Raw genomic sequence first — 17147 nt, 5'->3', positions numbered from 1 at the left:
CCCTCCCTCTAAATTTTTATGTTAGCCTTTTCCTGAACTTTCTTAACCTCTTCTAACTTACATATAGTTTTTGGAAATCTTGGGAGATAGGGACACTTAATTTCTTTCTCTATGGAAATGTTGTAAGTCCCTATACTTTTAGCAATTTCAACGATCTCATTTTTATCAAAGCCTATTAAAGGTCTTAAAATTGGAAACTCTATAGAAGAGCTTATAACTCTCAAGTTCTTTAATGTTTGTGAAGCCACCTGTCCTAAGTTGTCTCCAGTAACAATAGCATCACAGTTAAGATACTTAGCATACTTTTCAGCTATCTTTAACATCTTTTTCTTACAGAATATACAAGTATATTCCTCCTTTTTTATGCTTTTTAACTTCTCCTTGATCTCTTCAAGCTCTTTCTTATAATCATAAACAACAAATTCTAACTCAGGATCATAGTCATTTAAGACTTCAACAATCTTCCTAACCTTGTTGAGAGCTTCTTCAGTAATTTTTAAGTGTAATATCACCCCCCTACATCCTCTCTTAATCATCATAAAGGCTGCTACAGGGCTGTCAATACCATCAGAAACTAAGCATACAGCTCTTCCCTGGCTACCAACAGGAAGTCCTCCAACTCCTTTATAGGTTTCTGTAAATATATAGGCTTTATCAGAGATCTCTATTCCCAAAACAACATCTGGCTCTTCTAAATCAACCTTTAGGTTAAACTTCTCTATTATCTTCTCTCCAACAATTTCATTAACCTCAACTGAGTTATAAGGAAATTTTTTATTACTTCTCTTAGTTTTCACTGCAAACTTTACATCTTCTTTTTTTATTTCCTTTAACTTCTTCCTCATCACTTGTAAGGCTAAGCTAACAATTTCATTTATGTCTAAGTTACAGATGTAGACAGGGCTATAGGAAACTATCCCAGGAGTTTTTCCTAAAAGTTCTAAAGCTTTCCCTTCATCCTTATTAACCTTGACTAACAGCCTTCTATGTAAAATTTCAACTTCAGCATCTATCTCATATCTTCTTAAGCTCTTGATAATATTTTTTCTTAAAATTTCTTCTAATTTTTTTCTTATAACATTAGACTTTAGTCCAATCTCTCCATATCTAACTAAGATGTCCATTAAGCTTTCCCTCCAAGAGCTTTAGCTATAATTCCATTTATAATAGAGACAGCTACAGGAGTTCCTCCCTTGGCTCCTTTGCAAGTTATTATTGGCAAATCTAAATTTAATAACTTTTCCTTACTCTCCTCAGCCTTAACAAACCCTACAGGAACTCCTATAATGAGCCTTGGCTTCACATTATGATGCTCAACTAAATTGATAACCTCTAAAAGAGCTGTTGGAGAGTTACCAATAACCACTATTCCATTATCTATATAATTCTTAGCTACTCTCATAGAAGCCTTAGCCCTTGTTATATTCTCTTTCTTAGCCAACTCCAAAGTTTCTTTATTATTTATTGGGCAAATAATATTTTCATATCTAACTCCAGCCTTAACCATATTTACATCAACAACTATAGGAACTCTATCCTTAATAGCTCTTACCCCCTCTTTTATAGGATCATTCTTAAAAACCAAGAGCTTGGCAAACTCTGGGTCAGCTGTAGCATGGACAACTCTCTCAACTATTTCAAGCTCTTCTTCACTAAAATTTTTTATATACTCTTTTATCTTCTCTCTAACTATATCTCTTGACCTCTTAGCTATCTCTAAACCTTCATCAGTAGAGGCTCCCATAAACAATTAGTACCCCCTCAAAATATAAAGTTTAAAACCTCTTTAATAACATCTAAGACTTTTTTAGAGTTTAGATATGAGACAGCATCTTCATGGTATTCAACATCTATCTCTTCCTCTAAGATCTTAGCCCCTTTTTTAATAAGCTGTATAGCTACAATATGCTCAACTGAATAATCTTTCCCAAAGTAAATATCTTTTAAGAGATCAGCCTTTATCAATCTTAAACCACACTGTACATCTCTTAAAAAGTAAAATCTTTTAGTATGTACAAGAATAGCAAAAGACACTAAAAGATTTGCTAAAAAATTGGTTATCTTTCTTGGGAAGGGAATGTTATCAAATTTTCTAACTCCAAAAACAGCATCAGCTTCTCTCTCTTTTAAGAGTTTGTAGAGCTTTAAAATATCCCTTGGCTTCAGCTGATAGTCTCCATCTATGTATGCTATATATTTATAGCCTAACCTCAAAGCCTCTTTAGTTCCTAACTCCAAGGCTTTAGCCTTTCCCAAGTTTTTATTATTCCTTATTAAAAAGATTTTTATATTCTTTGGCTTAAAATTTTTTACCTTCTCACTTGTCCTATCCTCAGAGCCATCATCCACAACTATAGCATCTATCTTTATTTCATCCAACTCCTTTAAAACCTTCTCAATATTTTTCTCCTCATTGTATGCTGGAACCACTGCAACAATCATAAGCCATCTTATTAAGCTTTTATGTTAATTACATAACCTAATAGATATCCAAAGATTCCTCCTGATATAAGCCCAAGGATAGCATAAATAATATAATTCACTTCTATAACTTCTTTATTATTTTCCTCTGTTTTTATAGTAATGTTAAGCTTTCCTGTTAGATTAACTTCACTTTTATTTATAGGCTTAGTTTTATTAATTTCAGTTTTATTATTAATTAAAGTGTTATTAACTGTAATATTGCTTTCTTCTATCTTTTCATTTTTTTCCACTTTTTCCTCAGTTTTGTTCTCCTCCACTAAGCTTTTTTCTTTACTACCAACTATATTGATAGAAAACCTATATGTCCCAATAAATGAGCTTCCATTTTTAAAGTATAGGATTGTTACATAAACCTCTCCAGTTCCTTCTTCAGTAGCTTTTCCCACTATAACCTTATCCATCTCTTTCTGAGTCTTTGGGATATAAATATATTGGTCAGAGAAATTCACTTTCTCTGAGATAATTTTTATTTTAATGTCTTTCAATCCCTCAGGAATTTTAAGAATTAGATAAACTTGATCTCCTAAGCTACAAGTTTTTGGAGTTAGATCAACATAAAAATTTTCTGCTAAAGTAGCTTGAAAAGCTAAGAATAGTAAAAACATTATTATCAGTTTTTTCATACTTATCCACCAAGCTTTAACCTTCTAATTCTCTCATTAAGCTTTTCAACCTCTTCCTTAGTTAATCTTGTAGCTTTCTTTAATTCATCTAACTCCCTCTGTAGTTGTATAACTTTAATTAATAATATAATATTCAAAAGAATACTTGCTGCAACCACAATATATAAAATCATTTTCTACCACCAAATAGTCCCTTAATAAGTCTTGAGATAAAGCTTTCTTTTTTCTTCTTTTTATATTTAGCTTCATACTTAGCTCCAATTAACTTAGCAGCTATCTCCATTATAGCCTGAGCTGCAGGAGAATCTGGATACATAACAACTAAAGGAGTACCAAAGGCTGCAGCCTTTCTTACATGTGGATCCTCAGGAACCACTCCAAGGACTGGAATCTCTAAAATTGTTTGGATTGCCTTAACACTAAGCTCAGTACTTTCATTAGATACTCTATTAACTATAGCCCCTATTATCTCAGTTCCTAACCTCTTTGCTATAGCTATAACCTTCAAAGCATCAGAGATGGAAGAGATTTCAGGATTCACCACTAAGATAAGCCCATCAGCTGATGATATGGCTATAAGGGTCTCTTTCCCTATCCCTGCAGGACAGTCTATAATTAAAATATCAACTAAGTCATGAATCTCTTTTAAAACCTCTTCCAACTTTTCAGGGTTTGCTCTTCTAAATTTTTCTAAGGAAACCCCTGCTGGAATGACTAAAACTCCCTCAGGCCCTTTATAGATAGCTTCCTTAATACTTGCCTTCCCTGCAAGAACATCATTTAAAGTTACTGGCTTCCCTTCCAAACCCATGATAAGCTCTAAGTTAGCCATAGCTATATCAGCATCTAAAACAGCCACCTTTTTCCCAAACTTTGCTAATGCAACAGCAAGGTTAGCAGCAATTGTTGTTTTCCCAGTTCCTCCTTTTCCAGAAGCAATAGCAATAGCAACAGCCATATCTTAATCACCATGATTTTATAATAATATAGTTAGTGTTAACCTTTTTATCTTTTCCTTTTACTTTCATTTCTCCATTTTCTATAACTATTATGTCTCCATCCTCAGCTCCTTCAATATCTATAACCTTATAGGTTTTAGGATTTGGTTTTATTGAATCTACTGCTATATAGTCATCAAATAAATGTAGCTTTCCATTTTTCACTTCTCCTATCTCTCCATTTTTGACTATTCTATTAACTATGTCCATAACCTTACCAAAATCCACTAACTTCTTTTTCAATTCTTCCCTATACTCAAATAACTTTTTAACATCTTCCTCTATAACCTCTTCAAAGTCTTCCTCTTCCTTATCTGTCTTTTCTACATCAAACTCTTCACTTAAAGTAGGATGCCAAGAGACCTTTTTATATATCTCTTTAAAGATTTCCCCAACCTCATCAATTCTTTTCATTGGTAATACTCTATAATACTCCTTTAGATATTTGTTAATCTCCTCCTTAATAAATTTGTTTGAGAAGATGATAATGCTGAACCCTTCTAAGTTCTTCTCCCCAATAATTTGGTCATTTAGAATTTCTAATATCTTAGCTTTTCTTTTTGTAGCATAAACTCTCCTTCTTTTAGCATCCAACCCTAAGCTTCTAACCTCCCCTACAACAACATTTTTTATTTTCCAAACCTTTCTTCTTTTATCTTCAATAATTATCTTAACTCCAAGCTCTTCAGCTTTTTTTCTAAGCTCTTCCTCACTCTTTATTTCTCCACTATATAGTAGTTCTTCCAACTCTTTCCTCTTCTCCTCATTTCCTCTAAAGAACATTTCCCTCCTATCTCCTAAGATTATAGCCCCATTATTTCCAAAGTAACAAAGAATTAGAGACATTATACCACCTAAGTATTACAAATGTAGAGATTTTTCATATTATTTGAATAACTGATTTTTAAAGCTTATTAAATAGGCTTTTATTTTAGATTAAAAGCTTTAATAAAATAAAAAATTTAGGTGAGATTTTGGTAGTTGAGAATATAATTGATGGTGCTAAAAAAGTGTTAGAATTGACATGGAATACTATAAAAGATGAAGATGACAACTTAAAGTTAGGCTATCCTGGAACAAGTTATAACTTACCTATAATCTATGGACTTTTAGGGAAGAAAGTTGAAAATGTTAAAGATTTAAAAGAATTAATAAAAAGCTTAAAAATTGAAGATGAAAAAAGCTTAGAAAATGCTCTTAATGCTGGAGTAATAACCTTAATCTGTGCTGAAGCTCTTGAGGCTTTAAAGTATGCTAAAGGAGAAGGTTCAGGGTTTATTCCTGATGAAGTTTTAAGAGGGCTTGGGGTTCCATTGGTTGAGAAGAAGATTCCAGCTATTTTTGTGGTTGTGGGAAGTGTTGGAGATAAAGAAAAGTTGAAGAAGTTAATTGAAGAAATTCAGAAGAGAAATATATTAGCTCTCTTTGTTGGAAAGATAGTTAAAGAGCTTGAAGAGGCTAATATAGAGGTTGGATTAGATAAATTATTAGTTCCTATTGGAGAAGAGATAACTAAAGCTTCACATGCAGCTAACTTAGCTATAAGGGCTCCTCTTATTTTTGGAAATGTCAAGCCTGGAGACACTGAAGAAATTATAAAGTATTTGAAAGAAAGGGTTCCTGCTGTTGTCTTAGCCTTGGGAGAGTTGGATAATATAACTTTATCAGCTGGAGCTGGATGTATAAAGGCTGGAATTCCTGTTATCACTGATAATGATGTTCCAGTAATTGAAGGAGCTTTAGAGAAGGCAAGTTTAGATGAAATTGTAGATAAAGCTTTAAAGATGAAGGGCATTGAGGTTAAGGTTTCAGAATTTAAGATTCCAGTCTCAGTAGGGCCGATGAATGAGGGAGAGAGGATAAGAAAGCCTGATATGTATGTTGAACTCGCTGGGCCGAAGAGTTTCGGTTTTGAGTTGGTTAAGGTTGTTGATAACGCTGAGGATAAGGTTGAGGTTATTGGAAAAGAGTTAGATGAGATGAAGGAAGGGGAGAGGTATCCATTCGCTATTATTGTTAAGGTTAGTGGAGACAACTTAGAAGAGGAGTTAGAAGGAGTTTTAGAGAGGAGGATACACGAGTTCTTTAACTACATAGAGGGAGTTATGCACTTAAATCAGAGAGATCAGATATGGATTAGAATAGGAAAGGAGAGCTTTAAAAAGGGTTTGAGATTAAAACATATTGGAGAAGTCGTTAAACAACTCTTCAAGGAAGAGTTCCCATTTATAAAGAGCTGTGAAGTTACAATAATTACAGATCCTGAGAAGATAAAGGAAGAGTTGGAGAAGGCTAAGGAGATTTATAAAAAGAGAGACGAGAGAACAAGGGCTTTAAAAGAGGAAGATGTTGACGTGTTTTATGGCTGTATAATGTGCCAAAGTTTCGCTCCTACTCATGTCTGTGTTATAACTCCAGATAGGCCAGCGTTATGTGGAGGGATAAACTACTTAGACGCAAGAGCAGCGGCTAAGATAGATCCTAATGGACCAATATTTGAAATTCCTAAGGGAGAGTGCTTAGATGAAACCCTTGGCGTTTATAGTGGAGTTAATGAAGTTGTCTCTGAAAGATCTCAAGGCTCTGTAGAGTCTTTCTGCCTACACTCAGCTTTAAATAATCCTTGTACTTCCTGTGGTTGCTTTGAAGCTGTCGTCTTTTACATTCCAGAAGTGGATGGCTTTGGAGTAGTGCATAGAAACTTTAAAGGAGAAACTCCTCTCGGCTTGCCTTTCTCTTCAATAGCTGGACAGTGTAGTGGAGGAAAGCAAGTTCCTGGCTTTGTTGGCGTTTCTATTGGCTATATGATGTCTCCTAAGTTCTTACAAGGAGATGGCGGTTGGAAGAGAGTAGTGTGGCTACCTAAGGAGTTGAAAGAGAGGGTTAAAGAAGCTATCCCTGAAGAGCTCTATGACAAGATAGCAACAGAGGAAGATGTAAGTAGCGTTGACGAACTAATTAAATTCTTAAAAGAGAAAGGTCATCCGATCGTTGAATCCCTTGGTAAGGAAGAAGTTGAAGAGGTTAAGGAAGAGAAAGAAGAAGAGGAAAAAGAAGGGTTGGAGTTTGAAGATATTAAATCTATTATAAAAGAGAGAGGCATACAGATTATTATGAAGAATGTTAAAATAGTCATAAACATAAATATGAAAAAATAAGCTTAATTAAATCTTTAAAATTTTTAAAGCTTTTGGAATATTTTTTATTAAAGTTTCAATTTTTGTATCAGGCTTCACTTCACTTATTTCTCCTAAAACTCTATTTACTTTACACCCCAAAATACAGGCCTCTTCTGGCTTAAAGTTGAGAGAAATTAAAGAGGAAATAATTCCTGTTAAGCTGTCTCCAGTTCCTCCTATACACTCCATAGCTTCTATCTTAGGCTCTTCAATAGTTTTAATAATCTTTCCCTCACTAACAACATAGTCTTTTTCTCCCTTAACAACTAAGTATTTTGGCATCTTTACATTTTTGTAAGCTCTCTCAATTAGCTTAGGAACTTCCCTATCATCAACTTCAGAGATGAAGCCTCTAACATATGCTGGATGATATGCTTTTTCATCAGCTAAGAAAGAGAGTTCTCCAACATCTGGAAGGAAGAGAAAAAATTTATCTCCAATATTTGCAGCCTTAGCAGCATACATTCCTCCAGCATCAGCTATAATCTTTGGAGAAAAGTCTATCTCCCTAATCTTTGAGATCTTTGGCTTTATGTAATGAATAACTAACAAGTCATCATTAACTTCCTTCAACTCATTGTAAATCTTTAAGCTTCCATCTCCTTCTCCTATATCTCCAGCAGTTATAACCTCTAACTCATTCTCTCCAAAGTATTCTAAGGTTTTTATAGCACTTGCTATAAGTGTAGAAGTACCCATAGATATTGGAATCTCCAAGTTATTTAAGATTAATTTATTTCCCTCTAACCTTGGTTTTCCTCTAACTAAGTCTAAGCCTTTTATTGGCAAAGTTCCAGCTATGATCATTGAGCATCACTTCTAACTTCAACAACTTCTCCATCTTTAACTTCTCTTAATTTATCAATATATTTTTCTATGTTAATTATTTTTCCTATAACATTAACAGCACTTGCAGGCCTTATTTTATCATCACTTATTGGGGTCTTCCCAAAGAATAGGCAAATAGCTCTCCCAGGGATCCAGTAGGCAATGTCTCCAAGCTCAACAACTTCTTTAGAATTTTCTTCCTCATCAACAATAACCTCAGTTTCAAAATATATCTCATCTCCCCATCTATTAACTATTCCTTTAATAGGAAGACCTTCCAATATTTTCCTAACTGTCTTTGGAGCAAGCTCTTCATAAAGCTCAGCCTCAATCTCAAAGTCTTTAAATTTTATCTTTATTCTCTTAATTTTTTCACCTCTTCCCTTGCCCTTTCAAAGGCTTTCTGAAGTGTATATGCACAGAGAGAATATCCAATATCCTTAGGCTCTTCACTATTGTAAATATTTTTTCCCAACAACTTCAAAGATAGATAAGGAACATCTGGACAACCTCCACCAGAGATATTGACTATCTTCCCTTCTCTATTGAGGGTTATTTTCATATTCCCACATCTAACCATAACAAAGTTTCCAATATATTTAACCTTAACAAGCTCTAAAGGCTTTAAAGAGTAGTCATTTAAAGAGATAAACCTTAAAGGCTCTATTTTATTCTCTTTCAGTATTCTTTTAATCCCTATTTCATCAACTAACTCATACTCTATAGCTAAGTCACATCCCTCTCTAATCTCTGGAGGAGGAGCTACAACCCTTATATTAAAATCCTTTAACACCTTCTCAGCTTTCATAGCATCTTTAACACTTTTAAAAATAATTAATCCCTTTCCTTCTTTACTATCTTCTCTTTTTGAAAATAGAGATTTAACTTTTTCCAAGATCATAGTCCCACAAAATAAAAAATTTATAATAAGAGCATTTTAACAAGTGGAGCTACAACAGTATGGAAGATAATAGCTCCAACACACAGCCCAACTATATAAGCCATAGCTGTCTTATTTCCCTCAGCAGCCATTACATAGTTTCTTAATGGACAGCCCCCTTGGATAACTGAGAAAAAGCCCACTCCAAAGCCTCCTATAATGGCTAAAATTAGATGGCCAATTAAAGAACCTTTTGCTCCTAAAGGATCTCCTGGAATTGGAGTTAAGCCTTTTGCTACAAACCATGGGAAAGCAGGAATTTTTCCAATAGCACTAAATATTATATAACCTATCAAAGCTCCAATGAAGAAACCAAAAAGTCCCTTAATTAGCCAAGTATCTCTAATTAGATATAGATCTCTCATCCCTCCAATAAAGCACATCCTTGCCCTTTGGAAGAGATAGCCCAATATTATCCCAAAAATAAAAGTTCCTATGACATGAAGCATTTTTTCACCAAGCCTTTCTTTTTAGATAAACCTCACTTGCAACTATAACCCCAATGAACATGGCTATTAAACTTATGAAAGCTATAATATCTCCATAAGCTGTTCTTATTGTTTCTCTCAATGGACAACCTCCCATTAGTAGGGCAAAGATAATAACTAAGATTCCTAAAACAAAGCCAACTATAGGGTTGTGAGTTTCTTTTAATTTAAACTCCTTATGAGCATTGGCTGCTATAAAGGCTCCTATGAATATGCCAACAACTGTTAAAACTGGAAAGGCTTTAGAAACAGGAGCTAAGCCTAAATTACTTCCAAATAAATTATTAACAATCCAATTAACTAAATCTCTTGTATGACATGCTATACAAACTCCATAAGCTGGAGGGGGGAAGACATTAAAGAATGCTTGTAACAAAGCAGCTACAAAGCCTCCTATGAGCCCAGCAACTAATGGAGAGATTCTCATAAGATCACCATATTAGGAATTTTAATACCTCCTTTTTCTCCTTAACAACTTATTTTTAAAAGAGAGACAACTTAAATTTTTACAAAAATTTTTTATAAAAATTTTACTTTTTAGAAAATCTAATAGCTAAAAGAGTTATTAAAAAAATAAATTTAGTTTAAATATTCCTTTCCATAATCAACTTCATAAACTCTAAACCCTGGCTGGATTCCAAAGTTTGTAGGATCTAAGGAGGCTTTAACTAATTTAATATGCTTTAAGCCATATCCATCTAAGAAATGGAGTTTAGCATAAATACTATCTTCCAAGTTTCTTGTTGATAACCAAGAAATTCCTTTATCTGGTCTAACAAAGATTGAGAATTCTCCAGAGTTATTTACTTCAATCACCTTAACAAAGTCTCCTGACTTTATATAGACTTTGTGAATATTTATTGTTCCCACTGGTTGGTTGTTGTAAATAACATAGCTGAAGACTTTACCACTACTTAAGTTTACCAGTGTAGCATAAATATATGGGTTTTGCTTTATATTACTTACAATAATGTCTCCTCTTACTGTACATATTCCCTTAAGGAAATAGCCTTTCTCTCTCTTCTCATTTGGGGTATTTGAAGGTAAAGAGAAGTTCCAGAAGCCAAACATACTCCAAACTGGAGCTATGTCAGTCATTCTATTGTATGTTATTAAATAATCAGGATTTGGATGTTCTGGATGAGTGTAGTTCAACAACTTTAAGGCATCACTCTCTTTTAACTTATATTTCTCAGTTAATATCTTGTAAGCTTCACTTCTCTTTACAGGAAGAATTTCATTTAATATTTTAACAATCTTAGAGATGTTTCCTTTAGTGTAGTTCCACAATATTCCATTCTCTTTATAAGCTTCATCTCCACTTGTAGCTAACATTCTTAAAATTCCTATTGATAAATTCTCATTTGATGTAGCAAAGGCTCTACCAACCCAGTAAGCTCTTGGAGTGTTCTGAGAACCTCCATCAAAAGTTACCATCTTTCTTGTTGTCCAAGTATAGATATGTCCATTATCCCACCAGCAAGTTATGACAGCATTCTTAGGAGTCTCTTCCTTGATCCACTCTAAACTCTCTTTCCAGCCATTGTTAAATGTTGGAGCCACTGAGAAAGGAACAGCCATAGCTAATGGTGGTAAGATAGCTGAGATACAGAGAAGTAGAGCTGAGACTTTTATAAAGAGTTCTTTTTTGTTATCCTTACTTTTAATTAAATCAGCTAACTTATAGACTATTAAGATAGCTAAAGTAACTAAAAATCCTATGGCCATGTAAGGAACATAAGTTGTAGGAACTAAAATTAAAGGAATTTTAGTATAGCTTTTAATTAATATAATAAGCCCTATAATAACAGAAGGAAGGGCTATAATATAGAGGAAGATGTCTCCTCTTCTTAGTAAATTAATCATCTGCCCTATAAAAACTCCAAAGCCTATAGCTAATGGAGATGTTGCTAAGGAAGCAAACCTTATCCCCTTTGTAGCTGCATATAAAGTTACAACAAGCCAAATAAGGAGAAGTAGAGAGTATTTAATATCAACTCCTATTTTCTCCTTTCTTAGTAGGATAACTGAAAGTATGGATCCAAAGATTCCTAAGAGTGCTATGTATGGAGAGCCAATAGCATTGTAGAAAATTTCATTCCAAGAATTTGGCTTAGCTAACTCAGAAACAGTTGTAAATACATTTGGCCAACCAACTGATAAAGAATAGGAGGATAAAACTTTCTGATAACCAATTGGTGATGTTATTGGAGATAGAGCTAAGTTAATTCCATAAACTAAAGTTAGTAGGATGAAAGATAGTAAAATGTAAGAAACTGCTAAGAAGACAGTATTTTTCATCTCCAATCTTTCAAGGATCTTAACCTTACTCTTATTTATAAAGTACTGGATTCCAGCATATACAATTAAGAATAATGAGACTATATCAAAGCCATACCACCAAGCGCCCCACATTTTTGGGGCTAAGAGAGTTACTAATAAAGCTAAGGTTAGGAAGACTTCAAACTCTATCTCTCTATTTTCTAAATATCTCTTAGCAACATAAACTAACCCTAATAAGATTAGAAGTACTGACAATGAGTAAAAAGAAATAGCTAACTTAACAACTATCTCTCCATCTAAGTTATTAAGCAGTGCTCCAACTATTCCTACTAATACAATTGAAACTATTAGGTATAAAGTTGGGAAGGACTTGAGCTCTTTATTTACTATTTTAGAATTATTGATATTATGGATAGCTTCAAAGATAAACCACACTATAAAGAGTAGTGGAAGAACTTCAAAAATTGGAGTGTCTGCAAATCCTCCACAGGTTTTATAAAGTAAGGAAGGGGCTGAAATTATAACTATTGAACCAACCAATGCTCCAAGGTTACTATTAGTTATTCTCCTAACTATAAAGAATACTGGGATTGGGAGGAGCATACTTAACAGTGGTGGAAACCAGAAGGCAGCATTCATTATGGTTACTGTTGGATCAATTGAATGCCAGATATAATAGATTAAGAGCTCTACTAAACATATAACTGGAGGTTCCCAAGGAACAGGATGGCCTGGAGGAGCATATTGACAAGTGTCATAAGGAACAAGCTTACCATCAACAACTTTTAAAGTTTCTCCAACATGGCCATGCTTATAAAGGTTCTCTGTTAATCTTAAGTAATAATAAGGATCTAAGGCCAAGAGATACATCCTTCCATGCTCATCTGAAAATAACTTTTTTATTTCCTCATTTTTGGCAAATTTCATATCTGCAGTTTGGGCTCTAAGCTGAAAACTTAGGAACATTAGTAACAAGATAATTACTACTGTCAAAAGCCAAGGTTTTTTATCAAAAAATTCCTTAACCCTCTCTATCATACTTGATCACTTCTCACAACTTATTATTATTGCTAACCCATTTTTCCCTAAGATTTCCTTAATCTTTTTAAAAACTTTCTTTATCTTCTCATCTTCATCAACAGCTTCAACAATAATTGGCAAATCTACAGATAAGGATAAGATGTTAAAGTCTGAAATTCCTCTTTCTCCATAGCCATAAATTCCCTTTACTACTGTAGCTCCTGAAATGTTATTTTCTTTTAAAACCCTTATTATGTATTTATATAAGGGCTCACCTTCATACTTATCTCCCTCTCTTATATAAATCTTTAAGAGCTTCACACTCTCACCAAGAATAAAGCTAAGACTCTTCCAAGGTAGATAGAGATTAGGCAAAGAATAATATTTAACAAAATATTTAAAAGAGCTTTTATATAAAGTCCTTCCTCTATCATGAGAAAGGTTTCATATGAAAAGGTTGAGAAGGTTGTTAAAGCTCCACAGAAGCCAGTGGCTATGAATAATCTATATTCAGGGTTTATAGTTGAGTAGAGAGAGAAGTACATAATAAAGCCCAAGATAAAGCTACCTAAGATATTCACTATTAAGGTTCCCAGTGGGAAGTTAAACTTAGTTATATAGGAACTTATTAAATATCTTAAAATAGCTCCAAAGAATCCACCAATCCCTATAATTATTAAGTTCATATTCATTACCAAGAATTTTTATAGGGTGTAATAAATGGAAGTTGCTATAAAAATTTATCCAAAGGAGTTTTTAACTAATGAAGTTGTTGATAACTACTTAATAATAAATGGCAAAAAAATTAAGAAGGTTAGAATATTGGGATATGTTGAAGGATTTGAAGGAGATTATGTAATAGTTGATAAGGTTAAGGTTAAGATGGATAAAGAAGGAATAAATAAAGATGATCTTCTGGATGTTATTGGCTATGTTAAAAATGACAATGATAGATATATAGAGGCTGAGCTTGTAAGAAAGAGAGGGAGAAGTTGGATACTACTGAGAGAGTTGGAAATTAGGGCTACAAGGAAATACTTAGATAAGATTCCAACTGATGAAGATATAGAGAAAAAAGTATTAGAAATCATTAAAAGGTTTGGAGAGCTAACATTTGACGATATTAGTAAGATGGTAAAGATTCCTGAAGATAAGTTAAAGGAGATATTAGAAAAATTAGAAGGGAAGGGTGAAATATTATATATGGACAATAAGTATATAGCTCTTTAAAAATTTTTGAGGTGGTTAGATGGTTAAGGTAGAAGTTTTCACATCCCCAATGTGTCCTCACTGTCCAGCAGCTAAGAGAGTTGTTGAAGAAGTAGCTAAAGAGATGCCTATAGAGGTTGAATATATTGATGTTACTCAAAACCCTCAGAAGGCTATGGAATATGGAATTATGGCTGTTCCTACAATAGTTATAGATGGAGAGATAGAGTTTATAGGAGCACCTACAAAGGAGGCATTAATAGAAGCTATAAAGAAGAGACTCTAAATTTTTTTCTTTTTTATTTTTTCTTTTGGTGAAGAGCATGAAAGTCAAGGACTTAATGGATAGAAACTTTATTAAGATTTATAAAGATTATTCTGTAAAAAAGACCATTGAGTTGTTCAAGAAGAAAAAGAGGTTTGCAGCTCCTATTTTGGATGATAATGATAAGTTATATGGTTGGATCACAACCTTAGAACTTCTTGGAGTTAAAGATTTAGATGATAACATTTGTAAATATATGAGAAACAAGGAAGAGGTTATTGTTGTCTATGAAGATGATGAAGCAAGAGAGGTAGTTTTAAAGTTTGTTAAGTATAAGGTTGTTAGTATTCCAGTATTAAATAGAGAGGAGAGAGTTGTAGGGATGGTTAGACACTGTGACATTGTTAGAACCTTAGCTCAACTTTATGAAATCCCTGTTTATAAAATTTTTAAGAGCTTACAGAAGTATCTTGGAGATATAACTTGGGAAGAGCTTATGGAAGCTTCAGCTATAGTAACTAAAAAGATGACTGGAGAAGAGATAACTCCAGAGGAGTATGAGAAGAGAATTAAAAATACTACCTTTGGAAAGGCTATATGGTCTTGTGGAGGTTTGGAAAAATTTTTCATTGGGTTAATTGAGATAGGTAGAGTAGCATTAGCCAGGAAAGTGGCTAAGAGGAGAAAAACATGATAATAGAGAAGGAGATTGAGAAAGTTATTAAAAAGAAAGATTATGACTTTTGGACATTTCTTGAAAAGGCTTATGAATCAGGGGTTAAATTAGATATAGGCCATTTTATATTATTAAATATTTTAATAGAAATTCCTAAGCTTTATGAAAAACTTTCTAAGGAAATTGGAGAAGAGAAGAGTAAGGAAATTTTTAGAAACTATAAAATTTTTGCTAAAGACTCTAACTACATTTCAGGAGAATTTTTAAAAAAATATATAAATAGAAAAAGTAGGGTTGCTGTACATAATAGAATTAAAGATTTGAAAAAATTAGGCTTTGAAATTGAGAGTAAATCAGGTGCCTTTGGTGGCTATAAAATTATAGGATTTCCAGAATGGTTTAAAAAATAAAGGTTTATATATGATTAAGTAAAATTAAAAAACACAAAAGATAAATAGGTGATGTTTTTGGAAATCCCTCCACAAGTTCAAGCTCAACTTATGCAATTTCAGCAGTTTCAGCAGCAATTACAGATGATCATTTTACAGAAGCAGGGAGTTGAAGCTGAGCTAAATGAGACTAAGAAGGCTTTAGAGGAGTTAGAGAAGAGTAGTGCTGAAGAGGTTTATAAGTTAGTTGGTGGCCTATTTGTAAAGAGAAAGAAGGATGAAGTTATAAATGAACTTAAGGAGAAATTGGAAACCTTAGAGTTGAGGTTAAAAACTTTACAAAAGCAGGAGGACAAGTTAAAGGAGAAGTTAGAAGAGATCCAGAAGAAATTACAGAGTGTTATCCCAGCTGCTCAATAAATTTTTTAACTTTTTGGGATAACTATGGAGCTATTAAATTATTTGAATAGAGATAGTTATACTATTTTATGCCACCACAATGCTGATCCTGATGCTATTGCAAGTGCCATAGCTTTAAAATATTTAATTAATAAATACAATCCAAATGCAGACTGTAAGATATATGCTGACTCCATAAGTAAGGTTTCAAAGAATGTTTTAAATGAAATTAATGAAGCTATCTTTGTAGAAAGTTATCCTAAGCTGTCTGACACTGTTTTTATAGTTGACACCTCATCAATAAATCAGCTGAAGGTTAATGAGGAAGAGTTGAAGAAGAGAGAGGTTATTTTAATTGATCATCATAAGAGGACTGATCTTGCTGACATGTGTAAGTTAGCCATCATAAAGGAGTATCCTTCAACCTCTGAGATTTTGGTAGACATTTTCAGAGAGTTAAATATATATCCTCCTAAGCCTGTTAGAATAGCTCTTCTCTGTGGTATAGTTTATGACACTAAGCATTTAAAGCTGGCAAATGCCCAAACCTTTGAGAGGATAAGTTATCTCTTAAAAGATATCTCTTTTAACAAAATTTTAGGGATGTTAAATTTAGAGAGTGACTACAGTAAGAGAACAGCCCACTTAAAGGCATGTAGTAGAATGGTCTTAAAAGAGTTTGATGGGCTAAATATAGCTCTCTCTCATGTCAGCTCTCATGAAGCTTCCTGTGCTAAAACCCTTGTCAGCATTGGAGCAGACTTAGCCTTTGTTGTAGCAGTTAGAAAGAAAGAAGGAGAGATAAGGGTTAGTGCAAGATGTAGGAAGAATGTTTCAAGATATATACACTTAGGAGAACTTATGGAGAAGATAGCTAAAAAGCTTAATGGCTCTGGAGGAGGGCATAGTGAAGCTGGTGGGTTGAATGCTCCTTATGATAAGAAAAAGAAGAAGGAAGAGGTTATAAAAGAAGTTTTAAACCTTTGCTACAAAACCTTTGTTGAAGAGTATAAAAAAGCCTTAAAATGAGATAACTTTGTCACTCTCTTTTACAAAGCTAACAAGGTCATGCATTGTTGCCAATTCAACACCTTCAATAAGATCCTCTTCTTTTAACCCTCTTGCCTTACAACAAGGACCACAGGCCTTAACCTTAGCTCCAAGTTCAATGGCATTTTTTAATAAATCCAAGTAGTTAGGAACCTCTGAAGGATCTTGTCCCTTCTTAGCAACATAAACTCCATCTTCAATTAGGAAGATATTTACTTCCAACCCTTCTAATAGAGAAGTTAGAGCAAACCTTAAGGCTGAGTAAGCTCTCTCCCTACCATAAGGAGCAGAGGTTATAACAACAGTAACCTTCATT

Annotated in this window: 23 protein-coding genes; 7 read left to right on the top strand and 16 right to left on the bottom strand. The window is 33.5% G+C overall.

What is annotated here, in order from left to right; genetic code table 11:
• Positions 1 to 8 precede the first annotated feature (8 nt).
• From thiI to METIN_RS06145, 7 genes are read right to left on the bottom strand one after another with little or no spacing between them, the layout of a single operon-like run.
• Complete coding sequence (gene thiI, locus METIN_RS06170) at positions 9 to 1124, bottom strand: tRNA uracil 4-sulfurtransferase ThiI (protein ID WP_013100633.1); 1116 nt, start codon at positions 1122 to 1124, stop codon at positions 9 to 11.
• Positions 1124 to 1744, bottom strand: coding sequence for a cobalt-precorrin-8 methylmutase (locus METIN_RS06165; RefSeq protein ID WP_048203593.1), 621 nt, complete (start codon positions 1742 to 1744; stop codon positions 1124 to 1126). The genes thiI and METIN_RS06165 overlap by 1 nt, the downstream gene beginning before the upstream one ends.
• A 17-nt stretch (positions 1745 to 1761) precedes the next feature.
• Complete coding sequence (locus METIN_RS06160) at positions 1762 to 2439, bottom strand: glycosyltransferase family 2 protein (RefSeq protein ID WP_048203592.1); 678 nt, start codon at positions 2437 to 2439, stop codon at positions 1762 to 1764.
• Between the two features lie 14 nt (positions 2440 to 2453).
• On the bottom strand, positions 2454 to 3107 hold the full coding sequence (locus METIN_RS06155) for a hypothetical protein (RefSeq protein WP_013100630.1): 654 nt from the start codon (positions 3105 to 3107) through the stop codon (positions 2454 to 2456).
• A gap of 2 nt (positions 3108 to 3109) precedes the next feature.
• The gene (locus METIN_RS07730) at positions 3110 to 3280 is read right to left on the bottom strand and encodes a hypothetical protein (protein WP_013100629.1); all 171 of its coding nucleotides are present in this window, start codon (positions 3278 to 3280) and stop codon (positions 3110 to 3112) included.
• Positions 3277 to 4065, bottom strand: a complete 789-nt coding sequence (minD, locus tag METIN_RS06150; protein ID WP_013100628.1) for a cell division ATPase MinD — start codon at positions 4063 to 4065, stop codon at positions 3277 to 3279. Before minD ends, METIN_RS07730 begins: the two co-directional genes overlap by 4 nt.
• A 7-nt stretch (positions 4066 to 4072) precedes the next feature.
• Positions 4073 to 4951 carry an MJ0548 connectase family domain-containing protein gene (locus METIN_RS06145; RefSeq protein ID WP_013100627.1) on the bottom strand — a complete coding sequence of 293 codons (879 nt, stop codon included), beginning with the start codon at positions 4949 to 4951 and terminating at the stop codon, positions 4073 to 4075.
• A gap of 128 nt (positions 4952 to 5079) precedes the next feature.
• Here METIN_RS06145 and acsB point away from each other — a divergent pair, with 128 nt between their 5' ends.
• A complete protein-coding gene (gene acsB / locus METIN_RS07605) occupies positions 5080 to 7263 on the top strand; it encodes an acetyl-CoA decarbonylase/synthase complex subunit alpha/beta (protein ID WP_013100626.1) in 2184 nt (727 codons plus the stop codon).
• A gap of 6 nt (positions 7264 to 7269) precedes the next feature.
• Here the strand turns inward: acsB and METIN_RS06135 are convergent, their stop codons facing one another.
• The 8 genes from METIN_RS06135 to crcB form a co-directional block, all read right to left on the bottom strand.
• Positions 7270 to 8091, bottom strand: a complete 822-nt coding sequence (locus METIN_RS06135) for an NAD(P)H-hydrate dehydratase (protein ID WP_013100625.1) — start codon at positions 8089 to 8091, stop codon at positions 7270 to 7272.
• On the bottom strand, positions 8088 to 8480 hold the full coding sequence (locus METIN_RS06130) for a cyclophilin-like fold protein (protein WP_013100624.1): 393 nt from the start codon (positions 8478 to 8480) through the stop codon (positions 8088 to 8090). The genes METIN_RS06135 and METIN_RS06130 overlap by 4 nt, the downstream gene beginning before the upstream one ends.
• A complete protein-coding gene (locus METIN_RS06125) occupies positions 8468 to 9013 on the bottom strand; it encodes a DUF3343 domain-containing protein (protein WP_013100623.1) in 546 nt (181 codons plus the stop codon). Before METIN_RS06125 ends, METIN_RS06130 begins: the two co-directional genes overlap by 13 nt.
• A 20-nt stretch (positions 9014 to 9033) precedes the next feature.
• Complete coding sequence (locus METIN_RS06120; protein ID WP_013100622.1) at positions 9034 to 9501, bottom strand: YeeE/YedE thiosulfate transporter family protein; 468 nt, start codon at positions 9499 to 9501, stop codon at positions 9034 to 9036.
• A gap of 4 nt (positions 9502 to 9505) precedes the next feature.
• A complete protein-coding gene (locus METIN_RS06115; RefSeq protein WP_013100621.1) occupies positions 9506 to 9967 on the bottom strand; it encodes a cytochrome c in 462 nt (153 codons plus the stop codon).
• A gap of 152 nt (positions 9968 to 10119) precedes the next feature.
• The gene (locus tag METIN_RS06110) at positions 10120 to 12861 is read right to left on the bottom strand and encodes an STT3 domain-containing protein (protein ID WP_013100620.1); all 2742 of its coding nucleotides are present in this window, start codon (positions 12859 to 12861) and stop codon (positions 10120 to 10122) included.
• 6 nt (positions 12862 to 12867) lie between these two features.
• The gene (locus tag METIN_RS06105; RefSeq protein WP_013100619.1) at positions 12868 to 13164 is read right to left on the bottom strand and encodes a DUF190 domain-containing protein; all 297 of its coding nucleotides are present in this window, start codon (positions 13162 to 13164) and stop codon (positions 12868 to 12870) included.
• Positions 13161 to 13535 (bottom strand): fluoride efflux transporter CrcB, encoded by a 375-nt coding sequence (gene crcB / locus METIN_RS06100; RefSeq protein ID WP_013100618.1) that lies wholly within the window; start codon positions 13533 to 13535, stop codon positions 13161 to 13163. The genes METIN_RS06105 and crcB overlap by 4 nt, the downstream gene beginning before the upstream one ends.
• A 28-nt stretch (positions 13536 to 13563) precedes the next feature.
• On the opposite strand from crcB, the gene METIN_RS06095 reads away from it, so the two are divergent.
• Genes METIN_RS06095 through METIN_RS06070 form a run of 6 tightly spaced genes read left to right on the top strand, consistent with a single transcriptional unit; the run spans position 13564 to position 16810 of the window.
• Complete coding sequence (locus METIN_RS06095; protein WP_013100617.1) at positions 13564 to 14073, top strand: hypothetical protein; 510 nt, start codon at positions 13564 to 13566, stop codon at positions 14071 to 14073.
• 19 nt (positions 14074 to 14092) lie between these two features.
• A complete protein-coding gene (locus tag METIN_RS06090) occupies positions 14093 to 14338 on the top strand; it encodes an MJ0307 family thioredoxin (RefSeq protein ID WP_013100616.1) in 246 nt (81 codons plus the stop codon).
• Between the two features lie 37 nt (positions 14339 to 14375).
• Positions 14376 to 15011, top strand: a complete 636-nt coding sequence (locus METIN_RS06085; protein WP_013100615.1) for a CBS domain-containing protein — start codon at positions 14376 to 14378, stop codon at positions 15009 to 15011.
• Complete coding sequence (locus METIN_RS06080; protein WP_013100614.1) at positions 15008 to 15403, top strand: HTH domain-containing protein; 396 nt, start codon at positions 15008 to 15010, stop codon at positions 15401 to 15403. The genes METIN_RS06085 and METIN_RS06080 overlap by 4 nt, the downstream gene beginning before the upstream one ends.
• A gap of 57 nt (positions 15404 to 15460) precedes the next feature.
• On the top strand, positions 15461 to 15802 hold the full coding sequence (locus METIN_RS06075; RefSeq protein WP_013100613.1) for a prefoldin subunit beta: 342 nt from the start codon (positions 15461 to 15463) through the stop codon (positions 15800 to 15802).
• A gap of 24 nt (positions 15803 to 15826) precedes the next feature.
• Positions 15827 to 16810 carry a DHH family phosphoesterase gene (locus tag METIN_RS06070; protein ID WP_013100612.1) on the top strand — a complete coding sequence of 328 codons (984 nt, stop codon included), beginning with the start codon at positions 15827 to 15829 and terminating at the stop codon, positions 16808 to 16810.
• Here METIN_RS06070 and METIN_RS06065 read toward each other — a convergent pair.
• Positions 16802 to 17146: a DsrE/DsrF/TusD sulfur relay family protein gene (locus METIN_RS06065; protein ID WP_013100611.1), complete on the bottom strand. Its 345-nt coding sequence runs from the start codon at positions 17144 to 17146 to the stop codon at positions 16802 to 16804. The genes METIN_RS06070 and METIN_RS06065 overlap by 9 nt on opposite strands.
• Between the last annotated feature and the right edge of the window lies 1 nt (position 17147).

Source organism: Methanocaldococcus infernus ME (genome assembly GCF_000092305.1).
In the GTDB taxonomy this organism is placed as follows: Archaea; AGJL01; Methanococci; order Methanococcales; family Methanocaldococcaceae; genus Methanocaldococcus; species Methanocaldococcus infernus.
Note: the sequence above shows the minus strand (reverse complement) of the source record. Positions and strands in the feature narration are given on the sequence as shown.